Origin of the sequence: Rhodococcus sp. 1R11, from assembly GCF_004563845.1 — a bacterium.
Lineage (GTDB): Bacteria > Actinomycetota > Actinomycetes > Mycobacteriales > Mycobacteriaceae > Rhodococcoides.
Genome location: NZ_SPNG01000021.1, coordinates 1 through 20,550, shown reverse-complemented (window position 1 = coordinate 20,550; position 20,550 = coordinate 1). Strand labels below are relative to the sequence as shown.

Sequence of the window (20,550 nt, the reverse complement as noted above, 5' to 3'; positions counted from 1 at the left end):
CGGGCCTCATCGCACGTCGAGTCCATCGGTGCTGGCAACCGATACGGCGGGAAGGTCGGTGGCGATGAACACCTCGATCCGCACGTCCTCGTCCAGGTAGCGGCTCAGTGCAGCCAGTCCGGTTGTGGCAGCGATGATCTCGTGGACCCGATCGCCCGAGATGGGGTAGTCGTCCACGTCGTGACGCCAATGCGCGGCCACCAGTGTGCCTCCGGCCTCCAGCCGCCCGACGATGCGGCTCATGGCGGCCGCCAGGTCTGCGTCGTCGAGGTAGTAACCCACCTCGCTGACGACGATCAGATCGAACTTCTCGTGGGGGTTCGGCAACGCCGATACGTCGTCGGAGAGGGACCACAGTGCGAAATCGACTGCAGCACTCTCGCCTACGCGCGCGCGAGCCGTATCCAGTGCGCTCTGCACCACGTCTGTCGACACCAGATGCTCGCAGCGGGCAGCGAGCTGTTCGGTGAGCACACCGATGGAACAGCCGGGTTCGAGGCCGCGTCGATAGTGCGGCTTGGGCAGCGATGCCAGGGTGAGGGCATACTTGCGACGCTCGTACCACTTGCTGTCGAGCATGAACGGATCCTCGTGCGCGGCATACACATCGCGGAAGTATTCCGGACTCAAGCTCATGCGGACAGCCTACTCATGCGAAGACCACTTCGAACGGACGTCGGTACCGCGTCAGGATGTGCGGTGGCAACACTGCGCGATCCGCCGGGTGATCGGACAGTGGCCGAATCTGAGATTCGAATCGCTCGATCGACGCCCGTTTCGCCTCGACGGCATGTGCGGGCAGGTCGATACGGCGGCTGCGTGACCACGGCACAGCCGGATGCTCGGGAGTTGCCCAGTGCCACATCCAGATCGGGTACTCCACCACCGGTATCCCCACGACACCGGCCGCAGTGAGGCACGCACGCGCCGTGGCTTCGTGATCGGGATGACCGTCTCCGCGCCATGGCGTCAAGCACCAGGTACCCGGAGTGGCGTCCAGCAGCGGGACCAGTGCGCGGGCCAGAGCGTCCTCGTGCCGCTCGACCTCGCCGTCGGTGAACTGCAGACGCGTCGGCGGTCCGGCGATGCCCAATTCGGCGAGGGCACGCTCGGACTCGATGGGCCGCAGGGCGCGGAGATCCTCGGCCGTCACCGTCGGCGAACCCGGATGAGAACCGTCGCCGTCGGTGACCGCGACGACCCGTACATCGACGCCCGCGGCTGCGGCCAGCGACAGCAACCCCCCGACGCCCAGTACTTCGTCGTCGGGATGGGGTGCCACGACGACCATGGTGACGACATCGCTCCAGTTCAGAAGGGGAACGGACCAATCTGCGGACAGCCAGGCCGACTCGGCGGTACCGAGGTCGACTTCGGCGTCGAATGCGTTCTCTACCAAGGGTTGTCTTCCTGTGCGATGTCGTGTCCGAGGGCTTCGAGGTCGCGTTCGGCGTGGCTCTGTCGCAGATAGACGGTGAGGTCGGCAACGCGTCGAGCATGCTCTGCGTCTGCGCACAGCGGGCCGGCACCGAGCGCACGCCCGACGCGGTCGATGCACTGCGTCGCGGCATCCTCGACGACGGCGCGCACGATGCGAGCACGGATCCGAGCGCGGCCTGAACGGTCGAACGGATCCGCGTCGACCTCGGCCGCCGCGGTGGTCAGGGCACTCGACGCGGCTCCGAGAGCCGAGGCGATGGCACCGAGGTGAGCAGCGCGATGTGGGTCGGGACGCGCGCGCACGGCCGCATACAGGGTGTCGGCCACCGCGCAGGCGCTACCGAACCAGACGGCCGACACTCCGATCGCGCCATGCCAGAAGCCCGGCCTGGTCAGGTACTCCGTCGGCCCACCGACCACGACCGCGGGGACGCGATCGAATGCGACCGAGCCCGAGTCGCTCTCGCGCATTCCCACGGCATGCCACGTGTTCGGCACCGGAGCAGCACCCGGATGAGTCAGGTCCACTGCGAACAATCGCGGCTCGCCGTCGACGCGAGCGGTCACGAGAGCGTGGGTGCAGACGGACGCCCCCGAACACCACGGCTTGGTCCCGGACAGGAGCCACCCCGAATCGCCGCGTACCGCTTCGAGAATCGGTGCCGGGGGTTCCGCAGCCCACACGCCCCAGATCTGGCCACGCTCGGGCGTCGGGCCGTCGAGCTCGTGCAGAATCGCGATCGCGTCGGTATGTGCCTCGGCCCAGCGGCCCAGAACGGTGTCGTGCCGACCCAGCGCAGCCAGCGACTGCCACCGATGGTCCGTGTTTCCCGAGCCGGGGAGAGCCAGATCCAACCGCCCGTCCGCCTCGAACGCGAGAAACTGCGCGCGCAATGCCGACTCGAGATCGGTGGTGCGATCGGGGGGGTCGACGAATCCGGTGTCGGTCATGCAGAAGGCTCCAGAGAACGAAGGAAGCCGGCCATACCGTCGGGTGCTCTGCCACGCAGGCGGCCCGATGTATCGACCGGAATGTCACACACTCGGCGGCACACGGTGCCGCCGAGCTCCAGACGACGGACCAGGTCGTGGTCCTCGCCGGTGGCCAGCGGCGCGAAACCGCCGACGGCCCAGTAGTCCGTCGCCCGTACACCCAGATTGGCACCGTGGACGTGGGGATGACCCGACTCGTTCACGTACTGAGCGTCATAGGAGGAGCGGAGTGCTTCGTCGTCGACGATGCGGTCCTCGAATCGCACCGAGACCGTCCCGACCACAGCCCGGGCACCCTCGGCGGCGTGCCGCAGATGCCCGACCAGCCACTGCTCGCCCACCGTCGAGTCGGCGTCGGTGGTGGCGTACCACGTGTCGGCGTGGCTCAGACCGCCGTTCAGGTCCTGTGCGAATCCGGCCGCCCGCGCGGCTCCCACGTTGCGATGGGCCACCGGCACGACCGAGACCGACGGGTGACGCGCCGCGATACGCGCCGATCCGTCGGTACACGCGTCGAGAACGACAATCGTCGACACCGTCACCGGGGCGACCTCGACGACGCGGCGTTCGGCCGTCGCCAGGGCCGTCAGGCAGGCGTCGAGCAGGTCCTGTTCGTCGTGTGCGGGCACGACGACGACGATGCGATGGACTGGAGTGCTGGTATCGACAGTCACGAGCCACCCTTTCGGACACCGGACCTTCGAGCCCGTTGCGGAACCGCCGGTGGCTGGACGGAGTACGTTGCATGCGACATACCCGTTACCGGACGATCGACACATATGGCTCGAACAGGGTGTCGGGTGGCGGGAAACTACTCGTATCCGTGAATTCCGACATCGTTTTCGGCAATATCCGATTAGCAAATGTCCGGGCGGTATGTGTTAATGGGCGTTGCCCCGCGGCAGCACTGCTACTGGGCATCACGACGCAGTACGAAGGATGGTCGGGTCACATGGCAACACAGGTTCGCGCTCGCAGGTTCGCCCGTATCGGAGCGATTTTCGCAGGTACGGCGCTCGCCGCCTCTGCAGCATTCGGATCCGCCCAGGCGGCTCCACTGTGGCCGGGCGGCCCCGACGTGTCGATCCCCGGCTTGCCCGGATCCTCGGATCCGGCGGCACCCGCACCCGCCCCGCAGCAGCGGGTGGCACCGTTGGCACCGGCGAACTTCGCCGATCCCAGCATCAGCCCGTCCGGCGGCGAGGTCGTCGGAGTGGCGCAACCCATCGCGATCCGCTTCGACGAGGCCATCGGGGATCGCGACGCCGCACTGCGCGCCATCCGCGTCACCACGAACCCGTCCGTGGACGGCCACTTCTACTGGATCAACGACACCCAGGTGCGGTGGCTGCCCAACGAGTTCTACCCGGCGCACACCCAGGTGACCGTCGAAGCAGGCGGAGCGAAAGCCGAGTTCTCCACCGGCGACTCGATCATCACCACCGCCGACGACAACACCAAGCAGATCACCGTGACCCGCAACGGCGAGGTCGTTCGTACGATGCCCACCTCCATGGGCAAGGTCGGCCACGAAACCCCGAACGGCACCTACATCGTCGGCGAGCGCTTCCGCGACATGTACATGGACTCCTCCACCTACGGTGTTCCGGTGGACTCCGAAGAGGGCTACCGCACGTACGTCGAGTACGCCACGCGCATCTCCTACAGCGGCATCTTCGTCCACGCCGCACCGTGGTCCGAGTCGCAGCAGGGCTACTCCAACTCCTCGCACGGCTGCCTCAACGTCAGCACCGAAGACGGCAAGTGGTTCTTCGAGAACGCCCAGAAGGGTGACCCCGTCATCGTCGTCAACACCGACGGCGGCACCCTCAGCGGATCCGACGGCCTCGGAGACTGGAACCGCTAGTGCCTGCGGCAGTGGTGTGGTTATGAGCCCTCCGCGGCACATAACCACACCACTGCGCAGCATTTGGTTTGCGTGACGGCACCAGTTGGGGCCGCGTTCACCATTCGTTAGCCGCGAGTGAGCACAGTCCTCGCGGTGAGTGCAACAACCGAACGAGTGCTGCCCACGGCAGGCAAGAAGAGCATTTTCTCGCGGCCGTGGACCGATTACGCACTGTTCCTGATTCTCGTGGGCCCCAACCTGGTTCTGTTGGCGGTCTTCACGTACCGCCCGTTGGTCGAGAACTTCCAGTTCTCGTTCTTCGACTGGAACCTGTCCTCGCCCACGTCCACGTTCGTCGGATTCGAGAACTACCGCGAGTGGGCCTCCCGCGACGACACCTGGCAGATCGTCGGCAACACCGTCGTGTTCACCGTGGCCGCCGTCGTCGGCTCGTTGGTGCTCGGCCTGATACTCGCGCTGCTGCTCGATCGTAAACTGCGGGGCCGCAACTTCGTTCGCTCCGCGGTGTTCGCGCCGTACGTGATCTCCGGTGCCGCGATCGGTATCGCATTCCAGTTCGTCTTCGATCCCAACTTTGGGCTCGTCCAGGACTTGATGCACAGATTCGGCCTCGGTGCGGTCCCCGATTTCTATCAGGACCCCAAATGGGCGATGGTCATGATCACCGTCACCTACCTGTGGAAGAACCTGGGCTACACCTTCGTCATCTATCTCGCGGCGCTGCAGGGTGTGCGCAAGGAATTGATGGAAGCGGCCGAGATCGACCAGGCGAGCCGCTGGACCACGTTCCGCAAAGTGCTGCTGCCGCAACTGCGTCCGACGACGTTCTTCCTCTCGATCACGGTGCTGCTCAACTCTCTTCAGGTCTTCGACATCATCAACGTCATGACGCGCGGTGGCCCACTGGCCACCGGAACCACCACGATGGTCTACCAGGTCTACGAGGAGACGTTCCGCAACTTCCGGGCCGGCTACGGCGCGACCGTCGCGACGATCCTGTTCCTCGTGCTGTTGATCGTCACTCTCGTACAGGTACGAATCATGGATCGGGACGATCAGCGATGACCTTGGTGAGCAAGCCCGATGCCGCAGTGCCGGAGAAGCCCTCGCACAGTCGCGACCCGCAGCGCACGCGCCGAAGCGCGAACATCCTCGGCTACGCAGCCATGGTTGCTGTCCTGCTGATGATCGGCCTGCCGCTGTTCTGGATCCTGATCACCTCGTTCAAGGACCGACCCGACATCTATGTTCAGCCGGTCACATGGTGGCCCAGCACCTTTCACCCGCAGAACTACAACGAGGCGACGACGGCGGTGCCGTTCTTCACGTACCTGCGCAACTCGATCGTCATCACCACGGCGGTCGCGTCGATCAAGTTCGTCCTCGGTGTGCTCAGTGCGTACGGCCTGGTCTTTCTGCGATTCCCGGGCAAGAACATCGTCTTCCTCGTCATCATCGCCGCTCTGATGGTGCCCAACCAGATCACCGTCATCTCCAACTACTCGCTGATCTCCGAGTTGGGCTGGCGGAACTCTTTCCAGGGCATCATCATTCCGCTGGCCGGCGTCGCCTTCGGTACCTTTCTGATGCGTAATCACTTTCTGTCGCTGCCGCCGGAGATCATCGAAGCCGCGCGGATGGACGGTGCGGGCCCGGTGCGGCTGATGTTCCGGGTCATCCTGCCGCTGTCGGGCCCGACCATGGTGGCCTTTGCCATCATCACGATCGTCACCGAATGGAACGAATATCTCTGGCCGTTCCTGATGTCCGACGACTCGTCGGTCGCGCCGCTCCCGGTCGGCTTGACGCTGCTGCAGAACAGTGAGGGCTACACCAACTGGGGAGCGGTCATGGCCGCGACAGTGCTGACCATTCTGCCGATTCTTCTCGTCTTTCTCGTCCTGCAGCGCCACATGATCAAGGGCCTCACCTCCGGTGCGGTCAAGGGCTGATCCACCTCACTATCAGGAGTCGAACACCATGGCACACATCATCAATCGGCGTGGCTTCCTCACGCTCACCGGTGCGGCTGCGGCCGCCGCAGCCCTCGCGGCATGCAGCGGCCCCGGATCGGGCTCGTCCGGCGGCGGCGGTGTCGAAGGCGATGCGAACACCATCAACTTCTGGTCGAATCACCCGGGCAAGTCCCAGGAGTTCGAGAAGGAACTGATCTCGCGGTTCCAGGCACAGAACCCCGGTCTGACGGTCAATCTCATCGACGGCGGCAAGAACTACGAGGAGGTGTCGCAGAAGTTCAACGCGGCGCTCTCGGGCAACGATGTGCCCGACGTCGTCGTGCTCTCGGATGTCTGGTGGTTCAACTACGCACTCACCGGTGCGATCGAGCCCCTCGACAAGCACTTCTCCGCGGCCGGGGTCGACCAGTCCGACTACGTGGATTCGCTTCTTGCAGATTACAACTGGAACGGTAGCCACTGGGCTCTGCCGTACGCACGCTCGACTCCGCTGTTCTACTACAACAAAGCCGTCTGGTCGGCAGCCGGCCTGCCCGATCGCGGACCGGCCACGTGGCAAGAATTCGACGAATGGGGCCCGCGCATCCAGGCCGTCGTCGGAAACGGCAAGCTCGCCCACGGCTGGGGTAATGCCGTCGACTACCTCGGGTGGACGTTCGAAGGACCGATCTGGACGTTCGGCGGATCGTACTCCGATCAGTTCGAGCTGAAGTTCGACGACCCCAATACCATTGCGGCAGGCAAGTTCCTGCAAGACATGATCCACACCAAGAAGTACGCGGCGGTCTCCAACGACATCGCCAACGACTTCGCCGCGGGCATCCTCGCCTCCACGATCGCCTCCACCGGAGACCTGTCCACCATCACCAAGGGTGCCGCATTCGAGTTCGGTACGGCCTTCCTGCCGGCCACCGACGGCGCGCCGGGATGCCCCACCGGCGGCGCGGGTCTGGCCATCCCGGCCAAAATCTCCGACGAGCGAAAGGTGAACGCGCTCAAGTTCATCGACTTCGTCACCAACGGTGCCAACACCGCGTACTTCTCGCAGAACACCGGGTACATGCCGGTCCGCAAGTCGGCGCAGCAGGACCCGTCGGAGATCGCGTTCCTCGAGGCCAATCCGAATGCGAAGACGGCCGTCGACCAGTTGGCGCGTACCCGCTCCCAGGACGCTGCCCGGGTGTTCGTTCCCGGCGGAGACAAGATCATCGGTAGCGGACTCGAGCAGATCGCATTGCAGAATGCGGATGTCGCAACGACATTCGCGTCCATCTCCGATCAGTTGCAGCAGATCATCGACCGCCAGATCACCCCGAAGCTGCCGAAGTAATGGCGACCGTTCACTATGCGGGTGTCTCGCACAGGTACCCGGGCGCGGACTCTCTCGCTGTCGACACGCTCGAACTCGACATAGCGGACGGCGAGTTCATCGTGCTGGTGGGACCGTCCGGGTGTGGGAAGTCGACGAGCCTACGGATGTTGGCCGGCCTCGAATCCGTCGAGAGCGGCCACATCGACATCGGCGGAGTGGACGTCACCTCGCTCGCCCCACGGGCGAGGGACGTCGCAATGGTGTTCCAGAACTACGCGCTGTACCCCAACATGACCGTCGGCGACAACATGGGCTTCGCGCTGCGTAATGCGGGAATGAGCAAGGCCGACACAGCGGCTCGCGTACTGGACGCCGCGAGGATGCTCGAACTCGAGCCGCTGCTGGGTCGCAAGCCGGGCAAGCTCTCCGGTGGGCAGCGGCAGCGAGTAGCCATGGGGCGAGCCATCGTTCGGCAACCCAAGGTGTTCTGCATGGACGAGCCGCTGTCCAATCTCGATGCCAAGCTGCGAGTGTCGACGAGGGCCCAGATCGCCGGACTGCAGAAGCGATTGGGTACCACCACCGTGTACGTCACCCATGATCAGGTCGAGGCGATGACGATGGGTGACCGGGTTGCGGTGTTGCGGGACGGCAAGTTACAGCAGATCGCCGCTCCGCGGGAGCTGTACGACAATCCCGTCAACACCTTCGTCGCCGGGTTCATCGGGTCTCCCGGCATGAACCTCGTCGACGCTCCCGTGTACGAGGGCGCTGCGGTCCTCGGCGACGTTCGGATCCCTGTTCCGTCGTCGGTGGGCGAACGCGTCGTCGTGGGGATTCGGCCGGAATCGTGGGAGCTCGTCGGCGAACATGCGGGTGGACTCCGGCTCACCGTCGAACTGATCGAGGAGCTGGGTGCGGAGTCGTTCGTCTACGCCTCCGCGCCCAACACCGACGATCAGTGGACGACGCCCTCCGGACGTATCTCGGTGAGGGTGGATCGAAAGCTCTCGGTCGCTCTCGCCGAGACCGTCCGGTTGAAGCCCGTGCTCGACGAACTGTTCTTCTTCGACTCCGTTACCGGCCTGCGGTTGTCCTGACGGGCTCGCCCAGATCCACCGGAAGTGTTGCCCACCCGTGCAGTACGCGCGTGTCGCGACGGGTTCCCTCGCCTGCCGAACGTAGGTGGGGGAACCTGTCGAACAACGTCTTCAGACCCACCTCGGACTCTGCTTTGGCCAGCGCTGCGCCCAGGCAGTAGTGGCGTCCGCCGGAGAACGACAGGTGCTTGCCCGCGTTGGCGCGGGTGACGTCGAACCGATCGGGATCCTCGAACACCAGCGGGTCGCGGTTGGCACCGGCGAGCACCAGGATGACCAGTGAGTCCTTCCTGATCGGCACGCCCTCCACGACGACGTCGTGCTTGGCTGCCCGAGCCGTCAGCTGAACGGGAGATTCCATCCGCAGCATCTCGTCGATCGCGGTGGGCCAGTGCGACGGATCCTGTTGCAGCACAGCCAGTTGATCCGGATGATCGAGCAGGAGCTGGATGCCGCTGCCGAGGAGATTGACTGTCGTCTCGAATCCGGCTGCCAACACCAATCCTGCGGTGGCTCTGAGCTCTTCGTCGTTCAGGCCGATGCCCTCGTCCTCGGCGGCGATGAGTTGGCTCATCAGGTCGTTGCCGGGGTTCCGGCGAAGCTCGGCGATGTGCTGCGAGAGCCACGCGTCGAAACCGATGAGGCCCCGCTCCACCTGCTTGAACTGGCTCCACGAGATACCGATGTCGAGGCTGGGTGCCGCCATTTCGCCGAATTCGAGTACGCGCTGATTGTCCTTCTCCGGAACGCCGAGGATGCGGCCGATGACTGCGACGGGAAGGCGGGCGCAGTATCGGTCGACGATGTCGACGACAGGGCTGCCGTCGGTCAGTTCGTCGAGAAGCGCGTCCGCAGTTTCCTGCACCTGATCTCGCATCTGCGCGACGGCCCGGGCGGTGAACACCGAGGACACCAGCTTGCGGTAGCGGGTGTGATCGGGCGGCTCGACCGACAGCAGGGACGGCGGGAGAATCGGATGCAGGGCACCGGACCGGGTGTGGCGTTCCACCCACTGCAGCGGTGCCGGCAACGTGCCGCCCAGTTGGGTGACTCGAAAATCGTCGGAGCGCAGCAGGGCGAACGCCACCCGGTGATGCACGGTTATGTTGGAAATTCGGGTCTTCACCAGCGGTGCCGTCGCCCGCAGTTCCTCGTACACCGGCGTCGGATTCGCCCGCGTCGCCGGATCGGCGACCAGCATGGCCTGCCGGTCACCGGCGGCCGCAGCGCGCTTGGCCCCGAACCTGATGACCCCGTGCGCCGCGATCCACCGTACGAATTCCCTCATCCGACTGTCCTCCCCGTAGTCCCGCCCCATGTGAGTGGTTTCTCGTAGCAGACTACGAAGTTCCACTCACGTGCTACCAGATCTTGACGCGCTTCCCCGGGTCCAAGTACAGCGCATCGCCGGGCTTCACGTCGAACGCTTCGTGAAAACTGTCCAGATTGCGCACGACTCCGTTGCACCGGAACTCCGGCGGCGAATGCGGATCGACGGCGAGACGGCGAATTGCCTCGGCGTCACGAGCCTTCGTCCGCCACACCTGGGACCAGCCGAAGAACACCCGCTGCAGCCCGGTCAGACCGTCGAGCACCGGTGCGTCCTTGCCCTCGAGCGAGATCTCGTAGGCGGCGACGGCGATGGACAGGCCACCCAGATCGCCGATGTTCTCACCGATGGTGAATTCGCCGTTGACCTTGTGGCCGGGCAGCGCCTTCGGCTCGAACTCGTTGTACTGCTCGATCAGGGCGGTGGTGCGCTTACCGAATTCGGTGCGGTCGCTGTCGGTCCACCAATCGACCATGTTGCCGTCGCCGTCGTACTTGGCGCCCTGGTCGTCGAATCCGTGCCCGATCTCGTGACCGATGACGGCTCCGATTCCGCCGTAGTTGGCTGCGTCGTCGGCCTCGGCGTCGAAGAACGGCGGCTGCAGAATGGCTGCGGGGAAAACGATTTCGTTCATCCCGGGGTTGTAGTACGCGTTGACGGTCTGCGGCGTCATGAACCATTCGTCGCGATCGACCGGTCCGCCGAGCTTGTCGAGATCACGCTGGTAGTCGGCCTCGTAGCCGCGGCGGTAGTTGCCGAGCAGATCGTCGGCGGTGATGACGACGCTCGAGTAGTCGCGCCAGCGGTCGGGGTAGCCGATCTTGGGCGTGAACTTGTCCAGCTTGTCCAAGGCTTTGCGGCGCGTCTCCGGGCTCATCCATTCGAGCTCGGAGATGTTGCGGCGGTAGGCCTCGGTGAGGTTGTCGACGAGCACCTGCATGCGTGCCTTCGAGTCCGCCGGGAAGTGGCGTTCGACGTAGAGCTTGCCGACGGCCTCGCCGAGGACGTCCTGTACCAGCGAGACACCGCGCTTCCAGCGCTCGCGGTTCTCTTCCGTTCCGGTCAGCGTCGTTCCGTAGAACGCGAAGTTCTCGTCGACGAGTGCGCTGGTCAGGAACGGAGCCCGGGCATGTACGACGCGCCACGCGAGCCACGCCTTCCAGGTCTCGATGTCCTCCGACGTCCACAGGGACACGAACGTGGTGACGAACGGTGGCTGGCGAACGACGATCTCGGCGAACTGTTCGGTGGTGCCGCCGAGGCCGGAAATCCATGCGGTCCAATTGAATCCGGGCTCGTTCTGCACCAGAGTGTCGAACTGGACGAGGTTGTAGCTCTTCTCTGCGTCACGCCGGGCGACGACGTCCCAGTGGCCCGCGGCGATCTTGCGCTCGAGGTCGAACACCGTCTGCGCGTCGTACTCGACGCCGCTGAGCGCGAACATCTTCGCGATGTGCGCGATGTAGCTCGCGCGGATGTCGGCGTATTCGTCCTGGCGGTAGTACGACTCGTCGGGCAGGCCGATTCCGGACTGGCTGAAGTGCACCAGGTAGCGGTCGGATCGCTTGGCGTCGGTGTCGACGTAGTGAGCGATACCGCCGCCGACTCCGGTGCGTTGCAGAGAGCCGAGAACGCCTGCGAGCGTGACCAAGTCGGTCGCATCGGCAACGGCGGCGAGCTCGTCGGCGATCGGGGTGGTGCCGAGCTGTTCGGCCCGGTCGGCGTCCATGAAGCTCGAGAACAGGTCGCCGATCTTCTGTGCGTCGCTACCGGCGGGCGGATTCGCGGCCGCCGATTCTTCGATGATGGTCTGTACGTCGACCTCGGCGCGGTCGTACAACGTCCGGAACGCACCGTCGACGGCGCGGTCGGCGGGAATGCTGTAGTCCTCCAGCCATTTGCCGTTGACGTGCACGAAGAGGTCGTCCTGCGCGCGTGTGTTCTCGTCCTGGTAGCTGAGATCGATGCCCGAGTTCACTACTGAAGTCATGTATCCATCTTTACACTCTTGCGTTCGATTGAACGGGTGTTTAATGTGCTGTACATGCGTTCAGCATCGGAGGATCTGACCACCCGCGCGCGGATCCGCGACACCGCGATCGACGTCTTCGGCGTGCAGGGTTTCACCGCCGGTGTGCGGTCCATTGCCAGCGCCGCCGGCGTCTCACCCGGGCTGCTCAACCATCACTTCGGGTCCAAGGACGGACTTCGCGCGGCGTGCGACGAGTACGTCCTGCGCACGATCCGCGAATCCAAGGCCGCCTCGGCCGGTCCTACCGGGATGATGGAGCAGCTCGCCCGCATCGACGAGTACGCCCCGCTCGTCGCCTACATCGTGCGGAGCTTCTCCTCGGGCGGAGCGCTGGCCCGAGAGTTGTTCGAGCACATGGTCGACGACGCCGTCCGGTACCTCGACGACGGAGTGCGCGACGGCCGGTTCACACCCAGCCGCGACCCCGCGGCGCGCGCCCGGTTCCTGACGCGCCAGAACGTGGGCGGTCTGCTGTTGTACGTACAGATGGCCGGCCCGGACGTCGATTTCCGTGCGGCTCTGAGCGCCCTGGGCGACGAGGTCATGCTGCCGGCACTCGAGCTGTACACCGACGGATTGTTCACCGATTCCCGAATCTTGGACACCTATCTGGAGGCCGAGCAATGACCGACGCCATCGCAGTCGACGATCTGGTGAAGACGTTCGGTTCGGTCCGGGCCCTCGACGGCCTGAACCTGCACGTCGAGACCGGTGATGTGCACGGCTTTCTCGGCCCCAACGGGTCGGGTAAATCCACCACGATCCGCGTACTGCTCGGTCTCGTGCGCGCGACGTCGGGCACTGTTCGGTTGCTCGGCGGTGATCCGTGGGCCGACGGCGTCGCACTGCATCGACGGCTGGCCTACGTCCCCGGAGATGTGACGCTGTGGCCGTCGTTGACCGGCGGGGAGGTGATCGATCTGCTCGCCAGGATGCGCGGCGGTATCGACTCCGACCGCCGGGCCGAGCTGATCGAACGGTTCTCCCTCGACCCCGGGAAGCGGAGTCGCACCTACTCGAAAGGCAATCGCCAGAAGGTCGCTCTGATCTCGGCCCTGGCATCGAACGTGGAGCTGCTGCTCCTCGACGAGCCAACCTCCGGTCTCGATCCCCTGATGGAGCAGCAGTTCGCCGAATGCGTGAAAGATGCTGCGCGACGCGGAGTCACGGTGCTGCTGTCCTCGCACATCCTGTCCGAGGTGGATGCGTTGTGCAGTTCGGTGACCATCGTCCGGGACGGGCGCACGGTGGACACCGGGACCCTGGCGTCGATGCGGCACCTCACCCGCACGACGATGACCGTCACTGTGGATCGAGTACCCGACGATCTCGACAGGCTCACCGGGGTCAGTGGCGTGACCGTGGACGGTTTCACCATTACCTGCACGGTGGAGAACGAATCGCTCGCAGCGGTGATGCACGTCCTGGCCGACGCAGGCGTGCAGAGCATGATCAGCTCCGCGCCGACTCTCGAGGAGCTGTTCCTGAGGTACTACGCATGAACAGCCTGAGCGGCACAAGGGCATTGCTGCGGTTGTATCTGCGCCGCGACCGACTCGTGTTGCCGATCTGGGTCGTTCTGCTCGGAGCGCTCCCGCTGCTGTACGCGGTCAGTTTCGAGGGGCTGTATCCGACGGCGGCAGACCGTCGAGCGTTCTATCTCGGCACCGAGGCAGTGCCGGCGCAAGCGGCGCTCGTAGGGCCGATCTTCGGTAGCGACCTCGGTGCGCTGGTGTCGTGGCGCGCCGGACTGATGCTGACCCTCGTTCCGTTGGCGGCGATCCTCACTGTCGTTCGGCATACCCGCGGTGAGGAGGACGCGGGTCGTGTCGAGCTGGTCGGGTCGACTGCAGTGGGCAGATTCGCAGGGCTGACAGCGGCCGTGCTGCTGGCGGGCGGCGGCGTGGTGGCGACGGCAATGCTGTCGTTCGTCTCGCTGTGGGCATTCGGTCTGCCGGTGGCCGGGAGCGTCGCGTTCGGTGCCTCGATCGTCGTCGTCGGTGCCGTGTTCGTCGGCTGCGCGGGGCTGGCGGCACAGGTGGCGTCCGGGGCTCGCGCGGCTCGCGGCTATGCCCTCGGCGTGTTGGCCGCAGCGTTCGTTCTCAGAGCGATCGGCGACATCGGTTCGGGAACCCTGTCGTGGTTCTCGCCGATCGGGTGGTCGGCGCAGGTGCGACCGTTCGCCGACGAACGGTGGTGGCCGCTGTTGCTGTCGCTGGCGACCGCTACGGCGTTCGTCGCCGCAGCGTTCGTGGCAGCGAATCGACGCGATCTCGGCAGTGGACTGCGGGCCGAACGCCGCGGCCGCGTGGCTGCGGTTCCGTCACTGTCCGGTCCCGTCGCCCTCGCGTGGCGACTGTCCCGCGGAACCACTGTGGTCTGGACCGTAAGCCTCGCCCTGTTCGGTATCGCGATCGGCTCGTCCACGGACGGCATCGGCGATCAACTCGGCAGCAGCACCGCCATCAGCGACGCACTGGGAAAATTCGGCGGCACCACGATCGAACAGTCGTTCATCGCCGTCGTGCTGAGCATGGTCGGCATCATGGTGGCGGCCTACTCGGCGTCGGTCCTGTTGCGCCTACACAGCGAGGAAGCATCGGGTCTGGCCGAGATCGTGCTGGCCACCGGTATCTCGCGCAGTCGGTGGGCGGCAGGGTGTTTGCTCTTCGCCGTGCTCGGCCCGGCGTGGCTACTGCTGGTCGTCGGCGTCACCATCGGGCTGACGTATGGGTCGGCTACCGGCAATACTTGGGGCGAACTGCCGTCCGTCGTGGTCGGCGCTCTGGGTCAGCTCCCGGCCGTGTGGGTGGTGACGGCGATCGGCGTGGTGTTGTTCGGCGCTGTCCCTCGATTCGCGACCGTCCTGTGGGCGGTCCTGGGCGGCTTCGTTGCCCTGGGGCAGATCGGTGCGGTGGTCGGCGTGGACCAACGGCTTCTGGATCTGTCGCCGTTCACACACTCGCCGAAACTGCCCGGCGGCCCGATACCGGTTGTCGCACTACTGGTCCTCACTTCGATTGCTGTGGTGGGAACGGCAGTGGGCATCGATCGGTTGCGTCGACGTGACGTGCCGGGGTGACGTGAGCTGACACCGGAGCGCATTTGTGGCGAAGCGCCTGTCGCCACCGGTCCGATTCGATACAGTTACGGCCGGTCCGGCTGTCCTGGCTGGTCGGACGTCCATCGAGCGAACAATTTCGTCGGCTGATTCTGTGGTCGCGACGCGCTGGGGGGTACGGTGCAGTCGACGTTCACCAGCAAGTGGTGGAACCAGCCGCACGACTACGAGGCCACCGTCCGTGACTTCGAGAAATTCGGTGCGCTGCGCCCGTATCGACGGGCCGCCGCGTTCACCACGTTCGCCTACGGACTGAGCTCGCTGGCGCTGCTGCTGACCCGAACGCCGCCGACTTCCGTTGCGGCTCGAGTAATCATCGTGGGCGCAGGACTCAGCACTGTCGTGGTGGGTGTCGCCTGGTTGAAGGGTCCATGGCCGGGCAAACACATGGCGATGGCGTTCGGCGTGTTCGCCGATGTCGGTGTCGCCTCCGTTCTGCTCGCGTACGGAACTCCGCCGAGCGTTTTCCTGGCCTGCGCACTGTTCGCCACGAACGGGATTTTCATCCAACTGTTTCTCAGCCCCAGAATGCTGAGCCTGCACCTGGTGTGGTCAGGGGTCGCGGTGGTGTCGATGTTCGTGTTGGTCCTGTGCACGCCCGGTGCAGACCGCGCGCTGGCGCTCGTCCAGCTCCTCGTGCTGCTCCCGGTCACGTTCATGGGTCCCACATTTCTTCAGTATCTGCTGCTGCGGCTTCAGGTTCAGGCAGCCGGAGCAAACGTCGACCCGTTGACCGCCCTTCGCAACCGCCGCGGACTCGACGAGGAGCTGACGAGCTATTTGGCAGGTGCCGTCCAGGTGTCGGTCATGGTCATCGACGTCGATCGGTTCAAGTCGATCAACGACCGATTCGGCCACCATGCCGGCGATTCGGCGCTCGAGCTGACCGCGCGACGCCTGTCCGTCGACGGCGTCCTGGTCGCGCGGACCGGCGGCGAAGAGTTCGCGGTGGTCGCCAGACTCGGGGGCGGCGATGCGGTCGCGTTGGCAGAGCAGCTCAGGACACGCGTCCATTCGTCGGACGACCGAGCACCCCTCACCGTGAGCATCGGCGTGGTACACGGCCGGTGTGACGTCACGGGCTGGGGTTCGGAAGACGTCATCGTCGAAGTCGGCCGCCTGCTACGAAGTGCCGACGTGGCGATGTACGACGCCAAACGACGGGGTGGCGACCAGGTCGTCGTGGCGGACGGACATCGGATTCGGCCGAATGCAGTGCTGGGAAAGACCGCCATCGACGCGAACGCCGGCCCGCCCGACGTACTCGGACGCGAATGATTCAGCCCCAACTCAGTTGGGTGTCGAGTCGCCGTACTGGTTCTCGACGTTCTGCTGGAATTCGTCGGCACACTGCTGTTGCGCTGCAGAATCGCTGCCTGCGTTGGTCATGCAGTCGGTGAAGTCCTGTCCTCCGACTGCGTTGAACAGGCCGACGCCGACAACGACGAGAACGATCGACAGGGCCGCCGCCACGAAACCGAGAATGATCGCGACGAGTGACACGGTGCCGTTGGTGGCAGTGCGTTTCTTGTACCTGGACCGACCGATGAAGCCGAGGACAACAGCGATCAGGCCGAGAACAATGCCGCCGACGATGGTCCAGGAGAACAACACACCGAGAATCGCGAGAACCAGAGCCACGGTGCCGACGGTGTTCTTCGGTGTCACCGGCTGTTGCTCGTATCCACCCTGCTGATACCCGCCCTGCTGGGGGTACTCACCAGGTGACGGATAGTTTCCGGGCGGGGGATAGTCGTTCGACACGTCTGGCACCTCCGAGATGGGCGATCATGAACGCTCGGAGTGTATGCAGATGTCTACGGTGCGCACAGACGCCGCGCGCCCCCGTGATCAACTTGTCATCGAACGTACATGTCAACCGCCGAGTCGCGAGTGCATCTCCCAGACCAGGATCTCGGCCGGTTCCGAAGCCGTGATTCTTTGTCCCCCAGTGGAACTCATACGGACCGCGTCGCCCTCGTACAGTTCTCCGACACCTTCCATCGAGACGGTACCGCGGACCACGAACACGTGGACGAACGGTGCGTCGGGGACGGTCACGGTCGAGTCCGGTGTCAATCGCGCAGCGTGCAACGCGGCAGATTTCTGGCCGATGCCGATTGCCGCCCGACCGCGGTGTCGGTCCATGCCCGACGCGACGGTGACGAGTCCTCCGCGCAGCAGTTCGTCGTCGATCTCGAGTTGTTCGTAGTCCGGTGCGGTGCCGGGACTGTCGGGCATCACCCACATCTGTACGAAGCGGACGGGTTCGGTGTGCCGACTGCCGTCGATGCTCCAGGAGTCGTTCTTCTCCGAGTGCATGATGCCTTTGCCCGCGCTCATCCGTTGCGCCAGTCCGGGATAGATGATGCCGGAGTGCCCGATCGAATCCTGATGCACCAGAGAGCCCTGCACCACCCATGTCACGATCTCCATATCGCGGTGCGGATGCGTCTCGAATCCCTGCCCGGCGGTGACGATGTCGTCGTTGTTCACCAACAACAGGCCGTGGTGGGTGTTCTCGGGGTCGTAGTGCTGACCGAAAGAGAACGAGTGCTTCGAGTCGAGCCAGGACACACGGGTTTTCAGTCGATCACCGGCACGATGCACGTCGATGTGGGCGGTCAGTGGAGCGGGCATGTCACCACTGTACGAGCATGTCGATGCACCGGCGTACGACCTGCATAACGTTCGGGTGTCTTTGCTGCCGGGGTGTGGCGGCGGTCCCGAGTGGGTAGGTTCGGAGACGGTACGGTCACACGCTCTGCAACTCCCCGAAGGCGGCGAGAGATACTCATGGTCGGTTCCAGCTCGAGCGCGGCACACGCTGTTCGACACCTGCTCGAGGACGCACTGGTGTCGTGGTTGCCAGGTCAACGATGGTTCGGCGCAAAGGGTTCGACGGTGGGTGCCGTACGGATCGTCGCTCGGGACGTACTGCACGACGAGCCGCATTTCGCGGCCGAGCATTTGCTCGTCGAGGTCGATCTGATCCAGGACGGCACGTCGGTGACCCAGACCTATCAGGTGCCCCTCGGTTTCCGCACCGAGGTGGCCGAGGAACTACGCCCGTGGCTGTTGCCTGTACCCGGTGAGGTGGCAGTGTTCGACGGGTTACGTGATCCGGAGATCATCGCCCTGTACGGTGACGCGTTCTCTGATGAGAACCCTACGGGCAGTATCGAATTCAAGGTCGTCGACGGTTCGAGCGTGCCGCAGGGCATGCGCGGTCGGGTTCTGGGTGCAGAGCAGTCCAATACGTCGGTGATCATCGGCGATCTGCTGCTGCTCAAGCTGTTTCGTCAGGTACCGCCCGGAATCAGTCCGGACGTCGAGTTGCACCGCGCGCTGGCGGAGGCCGGCAGCGTCAACGTGGCACCGCTGCGAGGGTGGCTCGAAGCGCAGGTCGGCGGTGAGACCACCACGCTGGGAATGATCCAGGACTTCGCCGCGAATTCTGCCGAGGGATGGACCACTGCACTGGCGAGCGTGCGCGAGGTGTTCGATTCCCCCGCCACGCCGATCGAGGATTTGTCCGCCGACTTCGCTCCCCACGCGCATCGACTCGGCGCGGCCGTCGCGCAGGTGCACCACGATCTCGCCTCGGTCCTGGGTACCGCCGAACGTTCCGTGGAATCGACGGCCGTCGAAGAGATCCTCGAGCGCATCTCCGGAGTAGCGCGAGTGGTTCCGGAGATCGCCCAGTACATCCCCGCCGCGACGGCCCTGATCTCACGGGCCGAGGCGTCGAGCAATACCACCGTTCAACGGATTCACGGCGATCTGCATCTCGGGCAGGTGTTGGGGACCCCCGAGCGGTGGTTGCTCATCGATTTCGAGGGAGAGCCGGCCAAGACGTTGGACGAGCGCAGACAGCTGGACAGTGCTTTGCGCGATGTCGCGGGGATGCTGCGGTCGTTCGACTATGCCGCCAACCACCTGCTCGTCGATCTGCCGGAGGATCCGGCCCTGCGGGAACGCGCCGAGCAGTGGGCTGCGCGAAGCATCACGGCCTTCTTCGACGGGTACACATCGGTGGCCGGCCACGATCCACGCGACGAAGCCGATCTGCTGCGCGCGTACGAACTGGACAAAGCCGTCTACGAGGTTCTGTACGAAGCGCGCAATCGGCCGACCTGGTTGTCTCTGCCGATGCGTGCAGTCGAACGCTTGGTGAGCTGAAGGCCATGGACCGAGCTACAGGGGCGGGCGTGGACCGGCCCGTCTACGACAAGTACCGTATTGCCTGACACGGGAGGCAGGACATGAACGGTATCTTGGCAATTTTCGGCATCGCGGTGGTAGTCGTCACCGTCGTCGTGGTGGTCGTGCTCGTCGCGGTGTTGTTCGTCGCGTCGATCAAGCCCGACAAGCTCAACATCGACCTCGGTCGCAAGAAGCGTGAACGGGAAGAAAGTTCCTCGAAAGTCTGAGATCTCGGTCACCCCTGGCACCGATTCGCGGGTAAGCGGAGTTGTATCGATTCGAAGCGTCGGACGACGCTTCCGGTTCTACAACTGGAGACCTCGTGAGCACAGCACTGTCAGCGCCTACGGAGCCCGACTGCAGGGCACGCCTGTTCGGTGAGACTGTGCCTGCCCAGTTCGCTCGTTTCGTGATCGTCGGGGTGTCGAGCAACGGCGTCTATGCACTGCTGTTCGTTGCCCTCGCGTCGTTCGGATCTTTCCCCGCCAATCTGGCGGGAGTGTCTGCGAGCACCGTTCTCGCCAACGAGTTGCACCGCCGCCACACCTTCCATGCCGCCGACCGCGTCGGCTGGTTCCAGACTCAGTGGGAAGCGGGAGGGCTCGCCCTGATCGGGTTGGGCCTGAGTACTGCCGCGCTGGCTGCCGTGCACCTCCTCGTTCCCGCCGCGGCCACGTACGTTCAAGTTCTGGCCGTGATCGCGGTCAGCGGACTGGTCGGAGCCGCTCGGTTCCTCGCCCTGCGCGGATGGGTGTTCCGCTCGCCGAGCCTGCCCGGGATGGAAGCGGCTCACTCGTGACGCTGTGACAGAGCACCACCGGTCTCGAAGATCGGTTGCTACCTGTAACAGAGTTTCGGCGAGGCTTCCTGATAGTCGGCCGCATCGACCTAGGCTCGTGAGCTGACGTCAATGCGAGGAGGCATGTCGAATGGCCAGGGATCTGACACAGCTCGAGCTTCTGCAGGAGCTGGTGCCCACTGCCGAGGACAATGTGAACCGTCACATTTCGATGGCGCGCGAGTGGCACCCCCACGACTACGTCCCGTGGGACGAGGGCCGCAACTTCGCCGCCCTCGGCGGCAAGGACTACGACCCGGAGCAGTCCAAACTCTCCGACGTCGCGCAGGCCGCGATGATCACCAACCTGCTCACCGAGGACAACCTGCCGT

The 20,550-nt window shown here is 64.8% G+C and carries 21 protein-coding genes; 13 read left to right on the top strand and 8 right to left on the bottom strand.

Annotated features, from left to right (window positions below):
- Positions 1 to 6: 6 nt before the first annotated feature.
- From E4P29_RS25000 to E4P29_RS24985, 4 genes are read right to left on the bottom strand one after another with little or no spacing between them, the layout of a single operon-like run.
- Positions 7 to 636 carry an SAM-dependent methyltransferase gene (locus E4P29_RS25000; RefSeq protein ID WP_135047842.1) on the bottom strand — a complete coding sequence of 210 codons (630 nt, stop codon included), beginning with the start codon at positions 634 to 636 and terminating at the stop codon, positions 7 to 9.
- 13 nt (positions 637 to 649) lie between these two features.
- Positions 650 to 1,399, bottom strand: a complete 750-nt coding sequence (locus E4P29_RS24995; RefSeq protein WP_209205513.1) for a PIG-L family deacetylase — start codon at positions 1,397 to 1,399, stop codon at positions 650 to 652.
- The gene (locus E4P29_RS24990; protein WP_135047840.1) at positions 1,393 to 2,391 is read right to left on the bottom strand and encodes an acyl-CoA dehydrogenase family protein; all 999 of its coding nucleotides are present in this window, start codon (positions 2,389 to 2,391) and stop codon (positions 1,393 to 1,395) included. Before E4P29_RS24990 ends, E4P29_RS24995 begins: the two co-directional genes overlap by 7 nt.
- Complete coding sequence (locus tag E4P29_RS24985; protein ID WP_245154490.1) at positions 2,388 to 3,107, bottom strand: glycosyltransferase family 2 protein; 720 nt, start codon at positions 3,105 to 3,107, stop codon at positions 2,388 to 2,390. The genes E4P29_RS24990 and E4P29_RS24985 overlap by 4 nt, the downstream gene beginning before the upstream one ends.
- A gap of 278 nt (positions 3,108 to 3,385) precedes the next feature.
- Between E4P29_RS24985 and E4P29_RS24980 the strand changes: the two genes are divergently transcribed.
- From E4P29_RS24980 to ugpC, 5 genes are all read left to right on the top strand, one after another.
- Positions 3,386 to 4,300 (top strand): L,D-transpeptidase, encoded by a 915-nt coding sequence (locus E4P29_RS24980; RefSeq protein ID WP_135047836.1) that lies wholly within the window; start codon positions 3,386 to 3,388, stop codon positions 4,298 to 4,300.
- Between the two features lie 135 nt (positions 4,301 to 4,435).
- The gene (locus tag E4P29_RS24975; protein ID WP_209205512.1) at positions 4,436 to 5,368 is read left to right on the top strand and encodes a sugar ABC transporter permease; all 933 of its coding nucleotides are present in this window, start codon (positions 4,436 to 4,438) and stop codon (positions 5,366 to 5,368) included.
- Positions 5,365 to 6,255: a carbohydrate ABC transporter permease gene (locus E4P29_RS24970; protein ID WP_135047834.1), complete on the top strand. Its 891-nt coding sequence runs from the start codon at positions 5,365 to 5,367 to the stop codon at positions 6,253 to 6,255. Before E4P29_RS24975 ends, E4P29_RS24970 begins: the two co-directional genes overlap by 4 nt.
- 28 nt (positions 6,256 to 6,283) lie before the next feature.
- Positions 6,284 to 7,609, top strand: a complete 1,326-nt coding sequence (locus tag E4P29_RS24965) for an ABC transporter substrate-binding protein (protein ID WP_032382359.1) — start codon at positions 6,284 to 6,286, stop codon at positions 7,607 to 7,609.
- On the top strand, positions 7,609 to 8,691 hold the full coding sequence (ugpC, locus tag E4P29_RS24960; protein ID WP_135047832.1) for a sn-glycerol-3-phosphate ABC transporter ATP-binding protein UgpC: 1,083 nt from the start codon (positions 7,609 to 7,611) through the stop codon (positions 8,689 to 8,691). Before E4P29_RS24965 ends, ugpC begins: the two co-directional genes overlap by 1 nt.
- Here ugpC and E4P29_RS24955 read toward each other — a convergent pair.
- Together E4P29_RS24955 and E4P29_RS24950 are read right to left on the bottom strand one after the other, a co-directional pair.
- Positions 8,669 to 9,979: a cytochrome P450 gene (locus E4P29_RS24955; protein WP_135047830.1), complete on the bottom strand. Its 1,311-nt coding sequence runs from the start codon at positions 9,977 to 9,979 to the stop codon at positions 8,669 to 8,671. The two genes, ugpC and E4P29_RS24955, sit on opposite strands and share 23 nt — an antisense overlap.
- 73 nt (positions 9,980 to 10,052) lie before the next feature.
- Entirely contained in the window at positions 10,053 to 12,011 is a 1,959-nt protein-coding gene (locus E4P29_RS24950) for a M13 family metallopeptidase (RefSeq protein ID WP_135047828.1), read from the bottom strand.
- A gap of 54 nt (positions 12,012 to 12,065) precedes the next feature.
- Here E4P29_RS24950 and E4P29_RS24945 point away from each other — a divergent pair, with 54 nt between their 5' ends.
- From E4P29_RS24945 to E4P29_RS24930, 4 genes are all read left to right on the top strand, one after another.
- Positions 12,066 to 12,680, top strand: a complete 615-nt coding sequence (locus E4P29_RS24945; RefSeq protein ID WP_135047826.1) for a TetR family transcriptional regulator — start codon at positions 12,066 to 12,068, stop codon at positions 12,678 to 12,680.
- Positions 12,677 to 13,555, top strand: coding sequence for an ABC transporter ATP-binding protein (locus E4P29_RS24940; RefSeq protein ID WP_135047824.1), 879 nt, complete (start codon positions 12,677 to 12,679; stop codon positions 13,553 to 13,555). Before E4P29_RS24945 ends, E4P29_RS24940 begins: the two co-directional genes overlap by 4 nt.
- Complete coding sequence (locus E4P29_RS24935) at positions 13,552 to 15,135, top strand: ABC transporter permease (protein WP_245154489.1); 1,584 nt, start codon at positions 13,552 to 13,554, stop codon at positions 15,133 to 15,135. Before E4P29_RS24940 ends, E4P29_RS24935 begins: the two co-directional genes overlap by 4 nt.
- Before the next feature lie 159 nt (positions 15,136 to 15,294).
- Positions 15,295 to 16,452 carry a GGDEF domain-containing protein gene (locus tag E4P29_RS24930; protein WP_135047822.1) on the top strand — a complete coding sequence of 386 codons (1,158 nt, stop codon included), beginning with the start codon at positions 15,295 to 15,297 and terminating at the stop codon, positions 16,450 to 16,452.
- A gap of 12 nt (positions 16,453 to 16,464) precedes the next feature.
- Here the strand turns inward: E4P29_RS24930 and E4P29_RS24925 are convergent, their stop codons facing one another.
- Positions 16,465 to 16,938 (bottom strand): DUF4190 domain-containing protein, encoded by a 474-nt coding sequence (locus tag E4P29_RS24925; protein ID WP_245154488.1) that lies wholly within the window; start codon positions 16,936 to 16,938, stop codon positions 16,465 to 16,467.
- 111 nt (positions 16,939 to 17,049) lie between these two features.
- A complete protein-coding gene (locus E4P29_RS24920) occupies positions 17,050 to 17,814 on the bottom strand; it encodes a pirin-like bicupin family protein (protein WP_135047820.1) in 765 nt (254 codons plus the stop codon).
- A gap of 156 nt (positions 17,815 to 17,970) precedes the next feature.
- Here E4P29_RS24920 and E4P29_RS24915 point away from each other — a divergent pair, with 156 nt between their 5' ends.
- The 4 genes from E4P29_RS24915 to E4P29_RS24905 all read left to right on the top strand — a co-directional run.
- Positions 17,971 to 19,356, top strand: coding sequence for a hypothetical protein (locus E4P29_RS24915; protein WP_135047818.1), 1,386 nt, complete (start codon positions 17,971 to 17,973; stop codon positions 19,354 to 19,356).
- Between the two features lie 83 nt (positions 19,357 to 19,439).
- Positions 19,440 to 19,607, top strand: a complete 168-nt coding sequence (locus E4P29_RS26170; protein WP_167735608.1) for a hypothetical protein — start codon at positions 19,440 to 19,442, stop codon at positions 19,605 to 19,607.
- Positions 19,608 to 19,714: 107 nt separating this feature from the next.
- Positions 19,715 to 20,179, top strand: a complete 465-nt coding sequence (locus E4P29_RS24910) for a GtrA family protein (RefSeq protein ID WP_245154492.1) — start codon at positions 19,715 to 19,717, stop codon at positions 20,177 to 20,179.
- A 130-nt stretch (positions 20,180 to 20,309) separates the two neighbouring features.
- Positions 20,310 to 20,550: acyl-ACP desaturase (locus E4P29_RS24905; protein WP_167735607.1), on the top strand; the 241-nt coding region annotated here is incomplete at its 3' end.